Origin of the sequence: Pseudomonas sp. TWR1-1-4, from assembly GCF_049897165.1 — a bacterium.
GTDB classification, from domain to species: Bacteria; Pseudomonadota; Gammaproteobacteria; order Pseudomonadales; family Pseudomonadaceae; genus Aquipseudomonas; species Aquipseudomonas canadensis.
In genome coordinates this window covers 18,281-38,019 of sequence record NZ_JAFCVS010000009.1, presented here as the reverse complement: position 1 = coordinate 38,019, position 19,739 = coordinate 18,281, and the positions used below count along the sequence as shown (strand labels likewise).

The window sequence follows — 19,739 nt, the reverse complement described above, 5'->3', positions numbered from 1 at the left end:
CTCTGGAGTTCATGCGACCGACCACACGGATGTGGTCATTACAGGCCCCGGCACTTGTGTCGGGGCCTGTTCTATTCTGGGCTGGAATACAAATGTTACAGGTATGAGAATCAAATGTGGGAGCGGGCAAGCCCGCTCCCACATTTGGAGTTGTGTTGCTTTGAGTTATTCGGCGTCCAGATGCATCGGCGTCACGACCCGGCCATCCTTCTCGGCCTGGCCCAAGTTGGCATCAATGAAGTACACCCGGTCATCTTCCAGCTGGCCTTTGTCCACCAGGTAGTCTTTGATGGTACTGGCGCGGTCTTGGCCCAGTTGGCGCAGTAGCACATCACTGCCACTCCAGAACTTGATCACGCCGTCACGCAGTTTCGCGCTACGGTCATCACTGCTCAGGTCTTTCCATTCGGCCGGCGGTTGTTGTTTCAGGCGGGTGCGGTAGATGCCTTCCAGCAATGGCGCTTTCTCCTTTTCGGGTACAACCAGTAACGACGCTTGGGCTGGAACCTTGTCGCCACGACGTTGAAGAATCTTGTAGTAGTTGTACTGGTATTCACGTTCCAGTCGCTGAGCGGCAAGGAAAGGTCCATCGCTGCTGGCTGCCGCTGTGCCTTCGATCTCCAGGCGCAGGGTAGGGCGTTCTTTCAGTGCTTTGGCCAAGGTGTTCAGGGCGCCCTCAGCATCCTTGTTCAGTTCGCTGGAACCGGCGGCGAACGATACATTGCCGAGGTCTTCCGAGCCGCCGCCCGTCACCAACCCACCGATAAACTTGAAGGGCGCCGTTGCTGCACGCACTACCAGGTTTCGCAGGGTCTGCCAAACAATCGGCATCACGCTGAACTGCGGGTTATTCAGATCGCCTGTCACCGGCAGTTCGATGGAGATCTTGCCGTCGGAGTCCTTGAGCAACGCGATTGCCAGGCGAATCGGCAAGTCCACGGCATCGGCGCTGTCGACTTTATCGCCCAGTTGCAATTGCTCGACCACCACTTTGTTCTCGGCCTTCAGCTGACCCTTGGTGATCACATAGTGCAGGTCGAGGTTCAGTCGCCCCTTGCGGATACGGAAACCGGCGAACTTGCCGGAGTAAGGCGTCAAGGTGGTCAGCTCAACGCGTTTGAAGCTGGTTGCGATATCCAACGCCGCCATCGGATCGAACGGGTTCACGCTGCCCTTGATGGTCACCGGCGCATAACGGTCAACCTTGCCCTTGATATCGACGCTGGCCGGTTTGGCCTGGCGACTGTCGATAGTGCCTATTTGCCCGTTGAGCTGTTGAATCGCCGTGGCGAAGTTGGGCGTCAGGCTGAAGTCGGCAAAGTTGGCCGAACCGTCGTTGATCGCAATCTGGCCGATACGAATGCCCAGCGGCTTTTCCCTGCTGGCGGGCTTGGGTGATTTGTCAGCGGGTTGTGGGATCAACAGGTCATCCACGTTGGTGGTGCGGTCATCGTTGATCATGAAACGTGCATACGGCTGCAGCAGGTTGACCTTATCGATCGACAGACTGTCGCCGTGCTGATAATTCACGCCTTCGAGCACCAAGCGCTGCCATTTGAGGAAGTCGCGGGTCTTGAGGGTATCCAGGGTGTGCAACTGGTCGACCTGCGCTCGGCCTGTGACCTGGAGCTTCAAAGGATCGGTGCTTTTCAGGTTCACATCCAGATTGCTGCCGAGCATGCCGCTACGCAGTTCCAAGCGGATGAACGGGCTGATATAGGACTGCGCGACGCGCAGGTCGATGTCCTGGGTATTCACTTTCAGCTTGGCGCTGACCGGGTTGAGGTTAACCTCGCCGGTCGCCTGGACCTTGCCTTGCTTACCCAGGCCCGTGTCGACTTTCAAGGTGAAGGGGTTCTGGTTGAGGCTATCGAAGTTCTGCACATCGACGTTCAGCGGGCCTACTTCCAACGCGACTGCCGGTTTGGCCTGGCGGTCAGCCAGGTGCACCTGATAGTTGCGCAACTGCACGTCCTTGAGCAGCACCTGCCAGGGTTTGCTTGGCGCCGCAGGCTCGGCTTTTGGCGAGTCTGCGGTGGCGGGTGCATTTTTGGGCTCCGGTGCCTTGGCCGGTTTGCTCGGCTGGCTGGCGAACAGTTTCTGCCAGTCCAACTGCCCATCGGCTTCCAGTGCCGCCCAGGTTTCCAGTTTGTTGCTGCGGATCTTGCCGACGACGACCTGCTGCTTGGCCAGGTCCACGGTGGTTTCGCTGACGTCCAGGCGCTCCAGGCGCACCAAGGGGCGGCCGTCCGGCGCCTTGATGGCAAATGGCGCAATGCTCGCGGCCGTGTTGGTCAGGCTCAGTTCGGTCTCTTTGGCCAGACTGAATTTGTACTCGGTGCTGAAGTTGAGCACACCGTCTTCCAGCACCAATGGCAGCGCGTCGCGGACGTACGGCCACCAGGCTTTCATCTTGCCATCGGTGACTTTCAATGTGCCTTCGGAGGTGATCGGCACCAGGCTGAAATTACCTTTCCAGTCGATCTGTCCGCCTGCAGGCCCGGCTGCCACCAACGTCATGTCGGCGTTGTCTTCAGGCAGAGTGCTGAGATTTTTCAGCTCGAAGTCGAGCTTGTCGTAGAGGAATTCGATGGGTTCGCTGGGACGCAAATCTTCGAAATGCACATAGCCGCCCGCCAGCTTGATGCTGTCGATGCGCAGCGGAAACGGTTTGGCATTCGGATCGGTCGGGGTTGACTCGCTGGGTGGCAGCTTGAACAACTGCGCGAGGTTCAATTGGCCGGACTTGTCGAACAACAGCTCGGTCTTGGGTTTGTCCAGTTGTACATCCGCGAGATGCAGGGCGCGGGTCCAGAGGCTGTCGATCTGCAGGTTGGCGTAGAGGCGCTCGAAACCCACTTGTTCCTTGCCTGGCTCACCGATTTTCAGCCCCCATGCCGTTACTTCCAGGCTGAACGGGTTGAGCTCGATCCGCTCAATCCGAGCCGGCACCGTGGCGTAATTGGCCAGTTGCTGGTTGGCAATGCGCAGCGCGACACCAGGGAGAATCAGGAAACCCAGCAAGCTGTACAGGGCAAGGGCAGTCAACAAGGCGCCAGCGGCGCGAATCAATCCTTTGGGCATGGGGCGGCGCCATCTATGTCAAACAAGAGTGCCTTGGAGTATGGCACGGGATTTCGGTTCCGAAGAACGGGTCCTTTGGGAAACGTCTTACAGCTGGAGTATCAGGGTTTTCAGGGGCGGCTGCTGATCCTGTGAGGGGAAGTCCGCGCCTGGCGTCATGATTGTCCAGTCACGTACGGGGCGTCCGGCCTTTTCCGCGCATCGCAGGACTTGTTCACGCCAGTCCTCCATGCTGACTTTCGCCAGGTTGTTGCAGCAGATCAGCACGCCATTGTCGGCGGTGGCTAGCAGCGCGGGCTTGAGCAGGCTCTGGTAATCGCGCAGCAAGTCGACTGTGCCAAACGCGCTTTTGGCCCAGGCTGGCGGGTCGAGCAGTACCAGATCGTATTGACGCTGCTCCAGGCGTGGATAACTCGGCAGCTTCTGCCCGCGCCGTTGGGTGATCGGCAGGCCCGCCAATTGGCGGATCGCCGGGAAGTAATCCGACTGCACAAATTCCATAGTCGGCAGTTGCGGGTTCAGCAGGCCATTTTCGCGACCGACCGCCAGGTTGCCCTCGGCGAAGTCCAGGTTGCACACCTCGCGCGCACCCCCGGCGGCCGCGCTCAGGCCAACGCCGCAGGTATACGCAAACAGATTCAGCACGCTTTTGCCGGCGCTGTGCGCCTTGACCCAGCCACGGGTGTTACGCAAATCCAGGAACAGCAGCGGGTCCTGCCCGGCATGGCGCCCGCGCACGCGGTAATTGAGGCCCCACTCGTGGCCGATCAGGTCTTCCAGCGCAGCGGACTCGGCACGATAAACCGTGTCTTCGCGGTCGATGCGCGAGTTGCCACGGGAACGGTCGTTGTACACCAGCAATAGTTCCAGGCCCATGTACTGGTTGACCTGTTGATGCAGGTCCAGCAGCTCTGCGGTTTCCAGGCATTGGTGGAAGCTCTGCACCAGCAATTGCGGGCCGTAGCGGTCGATGGTCAGGCCGCCGGCGCCTTCCTGGCTGCCATGGAACAGGCGATAGCAGTCAGTGCATTGGGCGTGCAGCTCATTGATCAGGTCTTGGCGATGATCGAGGGCGGCGCGCAGCGCCTGATTCAGAGAAGACATGGAGCGCGCCTTGCTGGGGAAATAAGGGCGCGAAGTTTAACAGCTATGCGCCGTGGCCTACATCAACCCCATCCGCCGATGCGCGCGTTGCACCGAACCATTGCGCATCGCCCAACGCAGCATCGGTGCACTGCGCTTGACCCCGGCACGGATCATCTGGCGTTGCAGCGGGCTTTGGTGTTGGTCGAGCATGGCGCTGGCCCAATCCGGCAGCAGGTCGATTCCGGCTTGCATCATCAAACTGCCAAAGGGCTTGGCCAGTAGGCTGGGGGAGGGCGCGTCAAGCAGTAAACGCAGTACTTCGCGGCTGCGATCGTCGCACAGCAATTGTGGGCGGATACGTGCCAGATAATCTGAAATTTCCTGCCGAGAGCGCGGAACATGCCGCGCACCTAACTGTTCGGCGACCAAGGCAATTTCGCTGTAGTAACGGTCCTGGTCTCCACCTGAAAGCTGCGGGTTGCGATAGCGCAGGTGAGCGGCGAGGAAGTTACTGACCTCCGCCACATGCACCCAGTTCAGCAACTCTGGGTCGCTGGCCGCATAAGGTCGCCCGTCCGGAGCGTGGCCGACGACCTGGAGGTGAATGGTGCGGACTTTTTCGATCAGCCATTCGGCGTCTTTGCGCGAACCAAACGTCGTGCCCGAGATGAACTGCGAGGTGCGCCGCAACCGCCCGAGCATGTCCTGACGAAAGTTCGAATGGTCCCACACGCCCGCCAGGGCCAGTGGGTGCAAGGCTTGCAGCATCAAGGCGCTGATGCCGCCGATGAGCATGCTGCTGAAGTCGCCATGCACCTGCCAACTCACCGAATCGGGCCCGAACAGGCCGGGGTCGCCCTTGGGGTTTTCCAGGTCCAGTTGGCCCAGCGACAGGCCTGTCAGGCTCATCAACTGGCTTTCGATACGGCTGCGGATAAATTCCATGGCGACTCAGGGGTTCCTATCGGTTCAAGCGTTTGTCGATCAGGCCATCCACCACGCTCGGGTCGGCCAGGGTCGAGGTATCACCGAGGCTGTCGAGTTCGTTGCAGGCGATCTTGCGCAAAATCCTGCGCATGATCTTGCCGGAGCGGGTTTTCGGCAAGGCCGGAGCCCATTGGATCAGTTCCGGCTTGGCAAAGCTGCCGATTTCCTTGCCGACCAGCTCCAGCAGGTGCTTTTTCAGCGCATCGTCGGGTTCCACCCCATTCATGGGCGTGACAAACGCATAGATGCCTTGGCCTTTGATGTCATGGGGGTAGCCTACTACGGCGGCCTCGGCCACCTGGTCATGCAGGACCAGCGCGCTTTCTACCTCGGCGGTGCCGATACGGTGGCCGGACACGTTGATCACATCGTCGATGCGCCCGGTGATCCAGTAGTCGCCGTCTTCATCGCGCCGCGCACCGTCACCGGTGAAGTAGTAGCCGGGGTAAGGTTTGAAATAGGTGTCGATCATGCGTTGCGGATCGCCGTACACGCTGCGTATCTGCCCCGGCCAGCTCGCTTTGATCGCCAGTACGCCGCTGCCGGCCCCGCTGAATTCTTTGCCCTGTTCGTCGAGCAGCACGGGCTGTACGCCAAACATCGGCTGGGTCGCGCAGCCGGGCTTGATGCGCTGTGCGCTGACCAAGGGGCTGAGCATGATGCCGCCGGTCTCGGTCTGCCACCAGGTATCCACGATTGGACAGCGCTGTTCGCCGACGGCATTGAAGTACCAGTCCCAGGCTTCCGGGTTGATCGGTTCGCCGACGCTGCCCAGCAGGCGCAAGCTGGCGCGAGAGGTGCTCTCCAGCGGGCCATGGCCCTCGCGCATCAAGGCACGCAACGCGGTAGGGGCGGTGTAGAAAATATTGACCTTGTGCTTGTCGATCACCTGCCAGAAGCGTGAGCTGTCCGGGTAGCTCGGCACGCCTTCGAACATCAGCGAAGTCGCGCCGTTGGCCAGCGGGCCGTACACGATGTAACTGTGGCCGGTGACCCAGCCCACATCGGCGGTGCACCAAAACACTTCGCCCTCGCGGTAGTCGAGCACGTATTTGAAGGTCATTGCGGCTTGCAGCAGGTAGCCGCCGGTGGTGTGCAGCACACCTTTGGGTTTGCCGGTGCTGCCGGAGGTGTAGAGGATGAACAGCGGGTCTTCGGCGTCCATTGGCTCGGGCGGGCAGTCGCTGCTGGCCGCATCCAGGGCTTGTTGATACTTGAGATCGCGGCCTTCGCTCCAGTTAACGGTCGCTGCGGTGCGTTCTACCACCAGCACCGTGCTCACATTCGGGCAACTGGCCAGGGCTTTGTCGACATTCTGTTTCAGTGCTACCGGTTTACCACCGCGCACGCCTTCGTCCGCAGTGATTACGGTGCGGCAGTCGGCGTCGAGAATACGGTCACGCAAGGCATCCGGCGAGAAGCCGCCAAACACCACGGAATGTACCGCGCCGATCCGCGTGCAAGCGAGCATGGCGTAGGCGGCTTCAGGGATCATCGGCATGTAGATGCACACCCGGTCGCCTTTTTTTACGCCACGGCTTTTCAGCACATTGGCCAGGCGGCTGACGTTCTGGTGCAGTTGGCGGTAGGTGATTTTGGAAGATTTTGTCGGATCATCGCCTTCCCAGATGAAGGCCGGCTGATCGGCGCGCAGGGCGAGGTGACGGTCGATGCAGTTGTAGCTGACATTCAGTTGGCCGCCGGCAAACCACTGGGCTGCGCCGGTGTTGATGTCTGAGCGTTGGACGGTGTGCCAGGGGGTTATCCAGTCGAGAAAGCCTTTGGCCTGTTCAGCCCAGAACGTATCCGGCTGATCGATGGATTGGCGATAGAGGCGCTGGTAGTCCTCCTGACTGAGTTGCGCAGCCCGGCGGACGGCATCGGCGGTGGGGAACGTGCTGATATCGAACATGAGCGATCCTTATTCTTGTTTTGGCCACAAGTGATAAAGATGCACCCTGCAAGGGGAGGGTTCAAGGCCAACGTCCAAACGGACGTTGGCCCTGCGATACCTGGATCAGCCGCGGTGACGACCGCGGAAGTAGTTGATCAGGCCCTGGGTCGACGCATCTTCGGCCGAGGTTTCTTCGGCGCCGGTCAGGCGGTTGTAGACGCCCTTGCCCAGCTCTTTGCCCAGTTCCACACCCCATTGGTCAAAGGCGTTGATACCCCAGATCACGCTCTGTACGAACACTTTGTGCTCATACATCGCAACCAAGGCGCCCAAGCGACGCGGGCTGATGCGCTCGACCACGATGGTGTTGCTCGGACGGTTACCCGGGATCACCTTGTGCGGTGCCAGCTTCTGCACTTCGTCTTCCGGGATGCCTTTTTCACGCAGCTCGGCTTCGGCTTCGGCGCGGGTCTTGCCGAGCATCAGCGCCTGGCTCTGGGACAGGCAGTTGGCGTACAGCCACTGATGGTGGTCGGACACCGGGTTGAAGCTGACGATCGGCACGATGAAGTCGGCCGGGATGAGTTGGGTCCCCTGGTGCAGCAACTGGTGGTAAGCGTGCTGGCCGTTGCAACCTACGCCACCCCAGATCACTGGGCCGGTATCAGTGGCGACGGGTGTACCGTCCTGGCGCACACTCTTGCCATTGGATTCCATGTCCAACTGTTGCAAGTGTTTGGTGATGTTACGCAGGTAGTGGTCGTACGGCAGGATCGCATGGCTCTGCGCACCCCAGAAGTTGCCGTACCACACGCCCAGCAGACCCAGCAGCACCGGCATGTTCTGTTCGAATGGGGCGTTCTGGAAATGCTGGTCCATGGTGTAGGCACCGGACAGCAGTTCCTTGAAGTTGGACATGCCGATCGCCAGGGCGATTGGCAAGCCGATGGCCGACCACAGCGAGTAACGACCGCCGACCCAGTCCCACATCGGGAAGATGTTTTCTTCGCGGATGCCAAAGGCCACAGCCGCCGCGTTGTTGCTCGATACGGCGATGAAGTGGCGGTACAGCTCGGCTTCCGAGCCACCCTGGGCCAGGTACCAGGCGCGTGCGGCCTGGGCGTTTTTCAGGGTTTCGAGGGTATTGAAGGATTTCGACGAGACGATAAACAGTGTGGTCTCGGCGCGCAGCTTCATGGTCAGCTCGTGGAACTCGCTGCCGTCGATGTTCGCCAGGTAGTGGCAACGCACGCCTTTGTGGGCGTAGGACAACAGCGCTTCGGAGACCAACTCCGGGCCGAGGAACGAGCCACCGATACCGATGTTCACCACGTCGGTGATCGGCTTCTCGGTGTAGCCACGCCACAGGCCATCGTGAATGCGCCCGACCAAGTCGGTGATCTGGTTCAGCACCTTGTGCACGTCCGGCATGATGTTCACGCCATTCACCGACAGCTTGTCGCCCACCGGGCGACGCAAGGCGGTGTGCAGGGCCGGGCGGCCTTCTGAGGAGTTGACGGGCTCGCCGGCGTACAGCGAGTCGATCGCGTCTTTGAGGCCGACTTCTTTGGCGAGGCCCACGAGCAGGTCACGGGTTTCGCTGGTGATCAGGTTTTTCGAGTAATCGAGGAAAAGTCCGCAGCTGCTCAGGGTGAACTGGGAAAAACGCTGAGGATCGGCATTGAACGCTTCGCGCATGCTGAAATCCTGCATGGCTTGGCGATGTTGATTGAGCGCTTGCCAGGCGGGCAGAGCGGTAACGTCATGAGGAGTGCGGTAGTACGCCATCGCTGCGGGTTTCCTTTTATTACGGGGACTGCCTTTAGGACACTTCTAAGCCCGGAACGTCCAGTCTTTGATCAAGCATTGGGTTCCGGACAGCGCTAACCATAGCGCAGGGCGATTACATTAAACCTAGCGTGTCGATATGTCTTGGCTTTGTCTGCGCTAAGGCCGGTACTTTTTTATACCGGCCCTTTTTATTGACGCAGCGAGGAGGGCGATTGGAAGGGGTCAGTCGAGGGTCAGGTGCAGGTTGTCGATGAGCCGGGTAGCGCCGAGATAGGCGGCTACCAGGATCACGATATCCCGATCTTCAGCCGTGGCCGGGCGCAAATGCACGCCCTGGCGTACTTCGAGGTAGTCCAGGCGCAACCCGGCGGCTTCGATCTGCTGGACCTGTTCGGCGCGCAGCTTGGCGAAGTCGTGGTCACCGGCTTTGATCGCGGCGCCAATCTGACTGAGGCTGCGGTACAGCACTGGCGCAATGGCGCGTTGCTCGTCGGTGAGGTAGCCGTTACGCGACGACAACGCGAGGCCGTCGTCGGCGCGCACGGTGGGCTCGCCGATGATCTGGATCGGCATGTTCAGGTCGTGGACCATGGCGCGGATCACGGCCAGTTGCTGGTAATCCTTCTGGCCAAACACCGCCATGTCCGGCTGGACCATGTTGAACAGCTTGCTGACCACGGTCGCCACGCCTTCGAAATGCCCGGGACGGCTGGCGCCGCACAGGCCTTCAGACAATTGTGGCACGCTGACGCGGGTCTGGCCGGTCATGCCGCCGGGGTACATTTCGTCGACGGTGGGCGCGAACAGCAGGTTGCAGCCCGCTTGCAGCAGCATTTCCTGGTCGGCGGCCAGGGTGCGTGGATACTTGTCCAAGTCTTCGCCAGCGCCAAACTGCAGCGGGTTGACGAAGATGCTGGCCACCACGAAATCCGCCTGCTGGGCGGCCTTGGTCACCAAAGTGGCATGGCCGCTGTGCAGGTTGCCCATGGTCGGCACAAAGCCAATGCGCTTGCCGGCGTTACGGGCGTGGGTAACCGCAGCCCGCAATTCACGTACGGTTTTTACGGTGTTCATGCAGAGAATCCGTGTTCGGCGCCAGGGAAGGTCACGCCTTTGACTTCGGCAACGTAGGCACTCAATGCGGCGTGAATGCTGTCCTGGCCGGCCATGAAGTTCTTGACGAACTTCGGCACACGGCCGCTGATCGACAGGCCGAGCATGTCGTGCAGCACCAGCACCTGGCCATCGGTGGCCGAGCCTGCGCCAATCCCGATCACCGGCACTTTCACGGCCTGGGTGATTTCTGCCGCCAGTTCGCTCGGCACGCATTCGAGCAGGATCATTGCCGCGCCGGCCTGTTCCAGAGCGATGGCATCGGCGCGCATCTGCCGCGCCTGGGCCTCATTGCGGCCTTGTACCTTGTAGCCGCCGAGGATGTTCACCGACTGTGGCGTCAGGCCCATGTGTGCGCACACCGGCACGCCGCGTTCAGCCAGCAGGCGGATCGACTCGGCCAGCCACACTGCGCCTTCGACTTTGATCATGTGCGCCCCGGCTTGCATCAGCTTGCCGGCATTCTGGAAGGTCTGTTCAAGCGTCGCGTAACCCATGAACGGCAGGTCGGCGATGATGAAGGCGCCATCGTTACCGCGTTTGACACTGGCCGTGTGATACGCAAGTTCATCGGTGGTGACGGGCAGGGTGCTGTCATTCCCTTGAAGAACCATGCCGAGGGAGTCGCCCACCAGCAACACTTCAACCCCAGCCTGGCAACTGGCGTGGGCGAAGGTGGCGTCATAGCAGGTCAGCATGGCGATTTTTTCACCTTTGAGCTTGAGGCTCTGCAAGGTGGTCAGGGTAATGTCTGGCATGAAAAGGGTCCTCATTCAGGCGCTTGGAAACAGCGAGTAACGCGCGTGAGTCTTCGTTTATACAGGCGCACTGTCTTGAGAGCAGTGCTTATATGGCCTGGATTGCGCCCTTTAGCGCCGGGTTGGCGGCAGCGGGACGCCTATAGTCGTGAGGAGGACACGGGAAGTCAATTGGATGTGTTACCGCATTGTTACGATGACGGTGTTACCGCTGTTACTGACGCGATTGTAGGAGCGAGCTTGCTCGCGAAGAACGTGTTGACCCCGCGTTGAATCAGGTTGCGCGCGTTATCGTTAACGATTTTCGCGAGCAAGTTCGCTCCTACAGGGGGAGGCGTTCCAGTCCGACGAATGGGCACGCAGCCAGTAGGTCACTTAGTTGCTGGCTATTGGGTAATTGCAGAGTAGCGGGTGCCAGTTCGGCCAACGGATACAGCACAAATGCGCGCAGGTGCATCTGGTAGTGCGGGACCTTGAGGCGCGGTTCATCGATCAGTTGATCGCCAAACAGCAGGATATCGAGGTCGAGCGTGCGCGGGCCCCAGCGTTCAAGGCGTTCGCGGCCCTGGTCGTTTTCGATGGCTTGCAGCGCATCCAGCAATTCCAGGGGCGCAAGGCTACTGTCCAGGGCGGCAACCGCATTGGTGTAGCGCGGTTGGCCTGGGAGCAGGGAGTCACTTTGATAAAAGGCGGACACACCCGCGACCGTGGTGCCCGGCAATTGCGCCAGTGCTTCGATAGCGTTGCGCAATTGCTGGTCCGGGGCAGCCAGGTTGCTGCCCATGCCGATGTAGATGCGTTCCACGTTTATTCGCCCGAGGCGTCAGCCGAACTGCGCTTGCGCTTGCTGCCACTGCGACGACGTTTCTTCGGGCCTTCGCCGTCGCCTTTGCTGCCGAGGTCACGAATCATGTCGCGGCGCTCGCTGTCATTGGCGTCCTGGTAATCGGTCCACCATTCGCCCAGGCCGTCGGTCTGCTCGCCGGCACTTTCGCGCAGGAGCAGGAAGTCGTAGCCGGCGCGGAAACGAGGGTTGTCCAGCAACAGGTCGGCGCGTTTGCCGCTGCGGCGTGGCAGACGCTCCTGCATGTCCCAGATCTCGCGGATCGGCATAGTGAAGCGTTTCGGAATAGCGATGCGCTGGCACTGTTCGGCGATCAGTTCATGCGCGGCTTCCTGCATGGCCGGGATCGGCGGCATGCCACGCTCCTGCAAGCGCAGTACGCGTTTCGGCAAGGCTGGCCACAACAGCGCGGCAAACAGGAATGCCGGGGTGACCGGCTTGTTCTGCTTGATGCGGAGGTCGGTGTTGATCAGCGCTTCGCTGATCAGGGTGTGGGTGTACGTCGGGTTGTATTCCAAAGCCTCGGCGCTGGCCGGGAACAGTGGGTCGAACAACTGCAGGTCCACCAGCATTTCAAAGGTGTCGGCGGCATAACCGGAGAGGAACAGTTTGAGCACTTCTTCGAACAGGCGCGCCGAGGGGATTTCCCGCAGCATCGGTGCCAGTTCGCGAATCGGTGCGGCGGTATGGCGCTCGATACCGAAGTTCAGCTTGGCAGCAAAACGCACGGCCCGCAGCATGCGGACCGGGTCTTCCTGGTAGCGCTGGACCGGGTCGCCGATCAGGCGGATCAGGTTGTTGCGAATGTCGTGTACGCCATTGGCGTAATCGAGGATGCGCTCGCTGACCGGGTCGTAATACAGGGCGTTGATGGTGAAGTCGCGGCGTTGCGCGTCTTCTTCCAGGGTGCCGTAGACGTTGTCGCGCAGGATGCGCCCGCTTTCGTTGCGGGAGGACTGATTGGTGTCTTCCTCTTCATCGTTTTGCGGATGGCCGGCACGGAATGTGGCGACTTCAATAATTTCGCGACCGAAGTGAATATGCACCAGCTTGAAGCGTCGGCCGATGATCCGCGCATTACGGAATTCGGCACGCACTTGCTCAGGCGTGGCACTGGTGGCGACGTCGAAGTCCTTGGGCGTGATATTGAGCAGCATGTCGCGTACGCACCCGCCCACCAGATAAGCCTGGTAGCCGGCGTTCTGCAAACGTTCGACGATGTTCACTGCATAACGGCTGAATTGAGCGCGTTGCAGCGAATGCTGGCTGCTGTTGAGCACTTCAGGCGTGCTGCGTTTGTGTTGCGTACGACGCAAGGGAGAACGGAATGACTGGAACAACTTCTTCAGCATGGGATGCACTGTTTGAAGGAATGTTCGGCCATAACGAAGAATGACCGCATGATGGGCGGGGATTCTAGCATTTAGTCAGGGGATGGTGTAGGAACAAGCTGCAAGCCCCAAGCCAAAAGCTTCAAGAGATTGCTGGACGGTCAAATCGCGGAAACTACAAGGGGAGCCGAAGCTCCCCCAGAAGTAGTTGCGTGCTCTATTTTTATTATTGATTTCGGGCTTCTTGTTTTTGTTGATCGCCCTCGCCATGAAGCTTCACCTTCATGACACTCCCAATCGGGAGTCAAGAGCAAACGGATTGCTTTGGTCGCTGTGTTGCTGATCTACGATCCAACCAGTTCAGGCTCTGCCTTAGGGCAGTTTTTGTTGTTCTCGGCCTGGTTGCGGGGCAAGCCCCAAATGCAACGCCTCTCCAAAAGAATCAGTTAGCTGCGCCTCCGCCGTGTTGTTTTTGTTATGCGTGAGTCGATTCGTCTTATTTTTATTGTCTTGTACAAAGCTTGTTATTGTTTTTGTACTAAGCATATAGCAGGGTGCGTGCCAACTTTTGCCTCACCTAGCAAAACCGGGGGGTTGAGGTGGTTTCGGGTTTTTGACAGGCCAAAAAAAGCCGGGGCTTCGTTACCGTAAGCCCCGGCTTTTGTTACGCGAAATATCCGCGGTAACAGTTTTTTCACATTGGTGGGTGTTACCTGTGGGCGCGCACCCTTAACTCTCGCTGGCCACACCGGTCTTGCGCCGTGGAATGCCCAGGCGCTGGCGGCGTTCCCACAGGCATTTACGGCTAACGCCCAGTTTGCGCGCCAGTTCGGTCTCGGTCATATGGTCCTGGTGCTCAAGGACGAAATGCTGAAAGTAATCTTCCAGTGACAAATCTTCCGTCGGTTCATGGCTGGTATTGCTACCGCCCTGTTGTGGGGCCAGGCCGATGAAATCGTCGTCCTCCAGGTCGCTCAGCTCGATATCGATGCCCAGCAGTTCGGCGGAAATCTCCGGGCTCTCCGACAGGATCACCGCGCGTTCCACCGCATTCTCCAACTCCCGCACGTTACCCGGCCATGAGTAATGCCGAATCGCCTGCTCGGCGTCCGGCGCGAACTTCAGGTCGGTACGGTTGATACGCGCGCTCTGGCGCAGCAGGAAGGCATTGGCGATCTCGTTGACGTCGGCGCCACGCTCACGCAGGGCCGGCAGCTTGAGGGCGATCACGTGCAGACGGTAATACAAGTCTTCACGGAATTGGCCGATCTTGGCCAGGCTCTTGAGGTCGCGGTGAGTCGCCGCGATCAGGCGCACATCGACCTTTTGCGATTGCACCGAGCCTACGCGGCGAATTTCACCTTCCTGTAGCACACGCAGTAACCGCGCTTGTGCTTCCAGTGGCAGTTCACCGATTTCATCGAGGAACAGCGTGCCGCCGTCCGCCGCTTCCACTAAGCCCGCACGCCCGGCGCTGGCGCCAGTGAATGCGCCTTTCTCGTGGCCGAACAGCTCGGACTCGATCAGGGATTCGGGGATCGCCGCGCAGTTCACCGAGATCATCGGCGCCTTGGCACGCTTGGACAGGTTGTGCAGGGCACGGGCCACCAGTTCTTTACCGGTGCCGGACTCGCCCTGGATCAAAACATTTGAGTCAGTTGGCGCGACTTTACGGATCTTGCCGTACAGGTCCTGCATCGGTGGGCAAGAGCCGATGATGCCGATCTCGCCGTTGCTGTTATCAACCCCCGGCTTGTCGGCGGCTTTGCCCGCTGGACGTTGCTCGACCGGCGCACTGCTGGCCGATTGACGGTCACGCAGGATACGGGCCACGGCCTGAAGCATCTCATCATGGTCGAAAGGCTTGGCGATGTAGTCCACCGCGCCCATCTTCATCGAGTCGACCGCCGAGCGCAGGCTGGCGTAGCTGGTCATGATCAGCACCGGGGTGCCCTGGCCAAGCTTGATCAACTCGGTGCCAGGCGCGCCGGGCAGGCGCAGGTCACTGACAATCAGGTCGAACGTGGGAATGCTGAACCGCTCCTGGGCTTCCTGCACCGAGCCGGCTTCGCTGACCTGGTACTGATTACGTTCAAGCAGGCGACGCAAGGCAGAGCGGATAATGGTTTCGTCTTCGACGATCAAAATGTGCGGCATTGATTCAATTCTCTCGACGGTCTCAGTTCACAGCGGACGTCGCTTCGACATGACGCGGCAAGGTCACCCGAATACGGGTGCCGCGTTGGCTTTCGGTGTCAGCCGGGCTGTCGATGGTGATTTGTCCATAATGCTCTTCAACGATGGAATAGACCAGTGCAAGGCCCAGACCGGTACCTTCACCTGGGTCCTTGGTGGTGAAGAAGGGTTCGAACAATCGGTCCATGATGTTCTGTGGAATACCGCTACCTTCATCTTCGACGATCAGATCGACCGTATGTTCGAAAGCCTCGGTCTTGACGCGTACCGCACCGCCGGCCGGGGTGGCGTCACGGGCGTTGGACAGCAGGTTGATCAGCACTTGGGCCAGGCGTTGTGAGTCGCCATCCACCCAGTGGTCGGGATCGCACAAATTGAAGAACTGTACTTCGAAATTGCGCCGGTTCAAGGCCAGCAGCCCAATGGCATCCTGCGCCACTTCGGCCAGGCATACCGCTTCATCCTGATTCTGATGGGCGCCGGCGTGGGCGAAGCTCATCAGCGACTGCACGATGCGAGAAACGCGCTTGGTCTGTTCGAGAATCTGCCCGCTGATCTCGGTGATTTCGCCGTCTTCCTCGCGCTCTTCCCGCAGATTCTGCGCAAGGCAGGCGATACCAGTGATCGGGTTGCCGATTTCATGGGCCACGCCCGCTGCCAGTCGGCCAATGCTGGCCAACCGCTCGGAGTGCACCAGCTTGTCTTCGAGCATCTGGGTTTCGGTCAGGTCTTCTACCAGCAACACCAGGCCGCTGTTACCGGGCGCCAGGGGTTCGTCGATGGCGGCTTTGTGCAGGTTGAGCCAACGGGTCTGGCCGTCGAGGGCCAGGTGCTGCTTGTGCAAATGTTCGTCGGGCAGGTTGATGAAGCCTTGCAGCAATTCTTTCCACGGGTCGCCCAGGGTATTGAGGCGTGAACCGACCACCCGCTGCGCTGCGATACCGGTGAGTTCTTCCATGGCCTTGTTCCACATCAGGATCTCCTGGTCCTTGGCCAGGGAGCACACGCCCATGGGCAATTCCTGCAAAGTCTGGCGGTGGTAGCGGCGCAAGGCATCGAGTTCGGCGGCGAGACCGGTGAGGCGTGAGTGGTAATCCTCCAGCCGGCTCTCGATGAAATGGATGTCTTCGGTGACGTAGTTTTCCCCGCCAGCCTTGTAGGGCAGGAAGGTTTCCACCATGTCCTGGGACACGCTCGGCCCCATCAGCCCGGACAGGTTGGCTTCAATGCGGTCGCGCAGACGGCGCAGGGCGTAGGGGCGCCGCTCATCGAATGGCAGATACAGATCACGCAGCGCCTGTTCAACTTCCTTCTGCGCCGCCTTGGCGCCCAGGGGCTTGGCCAGTTGCGTGGCGAACTCCTGGGGCGAGGCCGCATGCAGTTCGCGGCGTTGCGGACGGCGAACGTTATCCACCGCGCAGGCTTCGGCGGCGCTGGTTTCTTCCGGGCTGGCGTTGGTGAACAGGGAGATCAGGGTGAACATCAGGACGTTGGCGGCCAGGGAGGCAATCGCAGCCATGTGCCAACTGGTGTCATCCAGCACGTAGATCATGTTCAGCAACGGGATGTAGAAACCCTGCAGATTACCGACCAGCGGCAACAGCATAGTCACGATCCACACCAGGATTCCGGCCAGCAAACCGGCGATGAAACCACGGCGATTGGCGGTCGGCCAGTACAGTACCGACAGCACGCCTGGGAGGAACTGCAAGGTGGCGACAAACGCAACGATGCCCAGGTTGGCCAGGTCCTGCCCCGTGCCCAGCAACAGGTAGAACCCGTAGCCGGCCATGATGATCGCGACGATCAGCGCGCGGCGTGTCCATTTCAGCCAGCGGTAGATATTGCCTTCGGCTGGCGGCTGGTACAGCGGCAGCACCAGGTGGTTGAGCGCCATTCCCGACAGTGCCAGGGTCGTGACGATGATCAGCCCGCTGGCCGCTGACAACCCACCGACGTAAGCCAGCAGCGCCAAGGCCGGGCTGTTGGCAGCAATGCCAATGCCGAGGGTGAAGTATTCAGGGTTGGTGGTGGCGCCCAGTTTCAAGCCGGCCCACAGGATCAGCGGCACCGCCAGGCTCATCAACAGCAGGAACAACGGCAAGCCCCAACTGGCACTGACCAGCGAGCGCGGGTTGAGGTTCTCGGTAAAAGTCATGTGGTACATGTGCGGCATCACGATCGCTGAGGCGAAAAACACCAGCAGCAGCGTGCGCCACGGGCCTTCCTGCAAAGGCGTGTGCAGGGCGGCAAGGGCGGTCTGGTTTTGCAGTAGCCACAGTTCCAACTGCTGCGGGCCGTCAAACACGCCGTAGAGCGCATACAGGCCGACGCCGCCGATGGCGATCAGCTTGATCACCGACTCAAAGGCAATCGCAAACACCAGCCCTTCATGTTTTTCGCGGGTGGCGATATGGCGCGAACCGAAGAAAATCGTGAACAGCGTGATCAGCGCACAGAAGGCCAGCGCTACGCGATGTTGCACTGGCTCGCGGGTCAGGATGCTGATGGAGTCGGCCACGGCCTGAATTTGCAGGGCCAGCAACGGCAACACGCCGATCAGCATGAAAATAGTGGTCAGCGCGCCGGCCCAGGTGCTGCGAAAGCGGAAGGCAAACAGGTCGGCCAGGGAAGACAATTGGTAGGTGCGGGTGATCTTCAGGATCGGGTACAGCAGCACCGGCGCCAGCAGAAATGCGCCGGACACCCCGAGGTAGCTGGACAAAAAGCCATAACCGTACTGATAGGCCAGGCCCACGGTGCCATAGAACGCCCAGGCACTGGCATATACGCCGAGGGACAAGGTGTAGGTCAACGGATGGCGAATGATCGCCCGCGGAATCATTCCGCGCTCACTGATCCAGGCGACTCCGAACAACGCGGCCAGGTAGGCGGCGCTGATCAGCAGCATCTGGGTGAGGCTAAAGCTCATCGGCATCTTTTTGGCTCTGCAGGATGAAAGTCACGACGATCAGGATCAGCCACAGCAGATAAGGGCGATACCAGGCGCCCGTGGCGTCGATCCACCAATCCATGATGGCGGGGGAGAACAGGTAGATCCCGACGACCAGCAGCAGGACCAATCGATAGATGTACATGTTGGCCTCTGTCTAAAAACGTGCGGCGATGGTAACGGATGCTTGGCAAGCTGCAAGCGCCTTCAGCTCAATTGCGCTTCGGCCAGCGTGAGTGTGCGCGGGATCTGCGTGGCATCCCAGTGCGTAATCCCCCAATCCAGCAGTTCCCGCGGGCTGGCGTGCAACAGTTCGTCATCGGGTTGCTGGCCGAGGGCGCGCAGGGCTCTCAATAGCAAAGGCGTGGCCTGGTCGGGTGTCAACGGCGGGGAACGGTAGGATTTGCCCAGTTTATTGCCGTCCGGCTGGATGATCAGCGGCACGTGCAGGTAGCGCGGTTGGCGCAGGCCGAGCAGTTCTTGCAGGTAGAGTTGGCGTGGCGTCGAGTCCAGCAGGTCGGCACCGCGCACGATATCGGTCACACCTTGCCACGCATCGTCGAGCACGACGGCCAGTTGATAGGCGTAGAGGCCGTCGCGGCGACGGATGACGAAATCGCCTACATCGCGGCCCAGGTGTTGTCGGAATTCGCCTTGGACGCGGTCGGTAAAGTGGTACTCAAGCTCGGGAACGCGCAAACGGATGGCGGCGTCTTGCTGGTCGTGGCCAGCATTGCGGCATAGGCCCGGGTAGATGCCATTGTAGGGTTCAAGCTGTTTGCGCGAGCAGGTGCAGGCGTAGGCCAGGCCGTGGTTGAACAGGTCATTAAGCACTTTGGCGTAGGCTTCATGCCGCCCGCTTTGTCGGACCAATTCACCGTCCCATTCAAAGCCGTAGCTTTCCAGGGCGTGCAGGATCGCCGCTTGGGCGCCGGGCTCTTCACGGGGTGGGTCGAGGTCTTCCATGCGCATCAGCCAGCGGCCATGGTTGGCGCGGGCGTCAAGGTAGGAGGCGAGGGCGGCGACCAGGGAGCCGAAATGCAAGTGGCCGCTGGGCGTGGGGGCAAAGCGCCCGATATAGGTAGAGGCTGTCATGGGCCGGATACTACTGGAAATTCGGTAAACGCCAGCAACAAAAATGGGGCGTTCGCACGCCCCATTCGTTCAGCTCGGCTGGATTACTTGCCGACCTGTTTTTCCTTGATTTCAGCCAAGGTCTTGCAGTCTACGCAGAGGTCCGCGGTTGGGCGGGCTTCCAGGCGACGAATACCAATCTCGACGCCGCAGGATTCGCACCAGCCGTATTCTTCGTCTTCGATCAGTTGCAGCGTCTTGTCGATCTTCTTGATCAGCTTGCGTTCGCGATCACGGGCGCGCAGTTCAAGGGCGAACTCTTCTTCCTGGCTGGCACGGTCGGCCGGGTCCGGGAAGTTGGCGGCTTCGTCCTTCATGTGGTCAACGGTGCGGTCGACCTCTTGCATCAAGTCCTGCTTCCACTTTTGCAGGATCTTGGTGAAGTGCTGGCGCATGGGCTTGCCCATGTACTCCTCACCCTTCGCTTCGACGTAAGGTGTGAAGCCACTGAGGCTCTGCTGCTGTTGCTTTGCTTGGGTGGACATGAATAGACCGCCTCTCACTCTTCTAATCCATTGCGCAGGATTGCAACGTCACCGACACCTGCCGGCCCTGCGGCTGCAAGCGG

General features: G+C 60.1%; 15 protein-coding genes. All 15 read right to left on the bottom strand.

Going from position 1 to position 19,739, the window contains the following annotated elements; all coding sequences use genetic code 11:
• Window positions 1-165: 165 nt before the first annotated feature.
• A complete protein-coding gene (locus ACP7C6_RS26860) occupies window positions 166-3,084 on the bottom strand; it encodes a DUF748 domain-containing protein (RefSeq protein ID WP_426109478.1) in 2,919 nt (972 codons plus the stop codon).
• Window positions 3,085-3,171: 87 nt separating this feature from the next.
• Window positions 3,172-4,188 carry a class I SAM-dependent rRNA methyltransferase gene (locus ACP7C6_RS26855; RefSeq protein ID WP_426109477.1) on the bottom strand — a complete coding sequence of 339 codons (1,017 nt, stop codon included), beginning with the start codon at window positions 4,186-4,188 and terminating at the stop codon, window positions 3,172-3,174.
• 57 nt (window positions 4,189-4,245) lie between these two features.
• Complete coding sequence (locus tag ACP7C6_RS26850) at window positions 4,246-5,115, bottom strand: oxygenase MpaB family protein (protein WP_426109476.1); 870 nt, start codon at window positions 5,113-5,115, stop codon at window positions 4,246-4,248.
• Between the two features lie 16 nt (window positions 5,116-5,131).
• Complete coding sequence (acs, locus tag ACP7C6_RS26845) at window positions 5,132-7,069, bottom strand: acetate--CoA ligase (protein ID WP_353632154.1); 1,938 nt, start codon at window positions 7,067-7,069, stop codon at window positions 5,132-5,134.
• A 105-nt stretch (window positions 7,070-7,174) separates the two neighbouring features.
• Window positions 7,175-8,839 (bottom strand): glucose-6-phosphate isomerase, encoded by a 1,665-nt coding sequence (pgi, locus tag ACP7C6_RS26840; RefSeq protein ID WP_028617963.1) that lies wholly within the window; start codon window positions 8,837-8,839, stop codon window positions 7,175-7,177.
• Window positions 8,840-9,064: 225 nt separating this feature from the next.
• Entirely contained in the window at window positions 9,065-9,916 is an 852-nt protein-coding gene (gene panC / locus ACP7C6_RS26835; RefSeq protein ID WP_028617962.1) for a pantoate--beta-alanine ligase, read from the bottom strand.
• Window positions 9,913-10,713 (bottom strand): 3-methyl-2-oxobutanoate hydroxymethyltransferase, encoded by an 801-nt coding sequence (panB, locus tag ACP7C6_RS26830; RefSeq protein ID WP_016976834.1) that lies wholly within the window; start codon window positions 10,711-10,713, stop codon window positions 9,913-9,915. Before panB ends, panC begins: the two co-directional genes overlap by 4 nt.
• Before the next feature lie 322 nt (window positions 10,714-11,035).
• Window positions 11,036-11,518 carry a 2-amino-4-hydroxy-6-hydroxymethyldihydropteridine diphosphokinase gene (gene folK, locus ACP7C6_RS26825; RefSeq protein ID WP_028617961.1) on the bottom strand — a complete coding sequence of 161 codons (483 nt, stop codon included), beginning with the start codon at window positions 11,516-11,518 and terminating at the stop codon, window positions 11,036-11,038.
• A 2-nt stretch (window positions 11,519-11,520) separates the two neighbouring features.
• A complete protein-coding gene (locus ACP7C6_RS26820) occupies window positions 11,521-12,909 on the bottom strand; it encodes a polynucleotide adenylyltransferase PcnB (protein WP_028617960.1) in 1,389 nt (462 codons plus the stop codon).
• Between the two features lie 75 nt (window positions 12,910-12,984).
• Window positions 12,985-13,158, bottom strand: coding sequence for a hypothetical protein (locus tag ACP7C6_RS26815; RefSeq protein ID WP_154670147.1), 174 nt, complete (start codon window positions 13,156-13,158; stop codon window positions 12,985-12,987).
• A 459-nt stretch (window positions 13,159-13,617) separates the two neighbouring features.
• The gene (locus ACP7C6_RS26810) at window positions 13,618-15,045 is read right to left on the bottom strand and encodes a sigma-54-dependent transcriptional regulator (RefSeq protein WP_028617959.1); all 1,428 of its coding nucleotides are present in this window, start codon (window positions 15,043-15,045) and stop codon (window positions 13,618-13,620) included.
• Between the two features lie 22 nt (window positions 15,046-15,067).
• Window positions 15,068-18,022, bottom strand: a complete 2,955-nt coding sequence (locus ACP7C6_RS26805; RefSeq protein WP_028617958.1) for a sensor histidine kinase — start codon at window positions 18,020-18,022, stop codon at window positions 15,068-15,070.
• The gene (locus tag ACP7C6_RS26800) at window positions 18,006-18,182 is read right to left on the bottom strand and encodes a hypothetical protein (RefSeq protein ID WP_003176118.1); all 177 of its coding nucleotides are present in this window, start codon (window positions 18,180-18,182) and stop codon (window positions 18,006-18,008) included. The genes ACP7C6_RS26805 and ACP7C6_RS26800 overlap by 17 nt, the downstream gene beginning before the upstream one ends.
• A 62-nt stretch (window positions 18,183-18,244) precedes the next feature.
• Window positions 18,245-19,132 (bottom strand): tRNA glutamyl-Q(34) synthetase GluQRS, encoded by an 888-nt coding sequence (gene gluQRS / locus ACP7C6_RS26795; protein ID WP_028617957.1) that lies wholly within the window; start codon window positions 19,130-19,132, stop codon window positions 18,245-18,247.
• An 83-nt stretch (window positions 19,133-19,215) separates the two neighbouring features.
• Complete coding sequence (gene dksA, locus ACP7C6_RS26790; protein ID WP_026083092.1) at window positions 19,216-19,656, bottom strand: RNA polymerase-binding protein DksA; 441 nt, start codon at window positions 19,654-19,656, stop codon at window positions 19,216-19,218.
• Between the last annotated feature and the right edge of the window lie 83 nt (window positions 19,657-19,739).

Excerpts from the sequence above, each read along its gene's own strand:
- ACP7C6_RS26810 (WP_028617959.1), bottom strand. The coding sequence starts at position 15,045 with ATGCCGCACATTTTGATCGTCGAAGACGAAACCATTATCCGCTCTGCC.
- acs (WP_353632154.1), bottom strand. The coding sequence starts at position 7,069 with ATGTTCGATATCAGCACGTTCCCCACCGCCGATGCCGTCCGCCGGGCT.
- ACP7C6_RS26860 (WP_426109478.1), bottom strand. The coding sequence starts at position 3,084 with ATGCCCAAAGGATTGATTCGCGCCGCTGGCGCCTTGTTGACTGCCCTT.
- ACP7C6_RS26855 (WP_426109477.1), bottom strand. The coding sequence starts at position 4,188 with ATGTCTTCTCTGAATCAGGCGCTGCGCGCCGCCCTCGATCATCGCCAA.
- ACP7C6_RS26805 (WP_028617958.1), bottom strand. The coding sequence starts at position 18,022 with ATGCCGATGAGCTTTAGCCTCACCCAGATGCTGCTGATCAGCGCCGCC.
- gluQRS (WP_028617957.1), bottom strand. The coding sequence starts at position 19,132 with ATGACAGCCTCTACCTATATCGGGCGCTTTGCCCCCACGCCCAGCGGC.
- ACP7C6_RS26820 (WP_028617960.1), bottom strand. The coding sequence starts at position 12,909 with ATGCTGAAGAAGTTGTTCCAGTCATTCCGTTCTCCCTTGCGTCGTACG.
- ACP7C6_RS26800 (WP_003176118.1), bottom strand. The coding sequence starts at position 18,182 with ATGTACATCTATCGATTGGTCCTGCTGCTGGTCGTCGGGATCTACCTG.
- dksA (WP_026083092.1), bottom strand. The coding sequence starts at position 19,656 with ATGTCCACCCAAGCAAAGCAACAGCAGCAGAGCCTCAGTGGCTTCACA.
- pgi (WP_028617963.1), bottom strand. The coding sequence starts at position 8,839 with ATGGCGTACTACCGCACTCCTCATGACGTTACCGCTCTGCCCGCCTGG.
- ACP7C6_RS26850 (WP_426109476.1), bottom strand. The coding sequence starts at position 5,115 with ATGGAATTTATCCGCAGCCGTATCGAAAGCCAGTTGATGAGCCTGACA.
- ACP7C6_RS26815 (WP_154670147.1), bottom strand. The coding sequence starts at position 13,158 with ATGGCGAGGGCGATCAACAAAAACAAGAAGCCCGAAATCAATAATAAA.
- panC (WP_028617962.1), bottom strand. The coding sequence starts at position 9,916 with ATGAACACCGTAAAAACCGTACGTGAATTGCGGGCTGCGGTTACCCAC.
- panB (WP_016976834.1), bottom strand. The coding sequence starts at position 10,713 with ATGCCAGACATTACCCTGACCACCTTGCAGAGCCTCAAGCTCAAAGGT.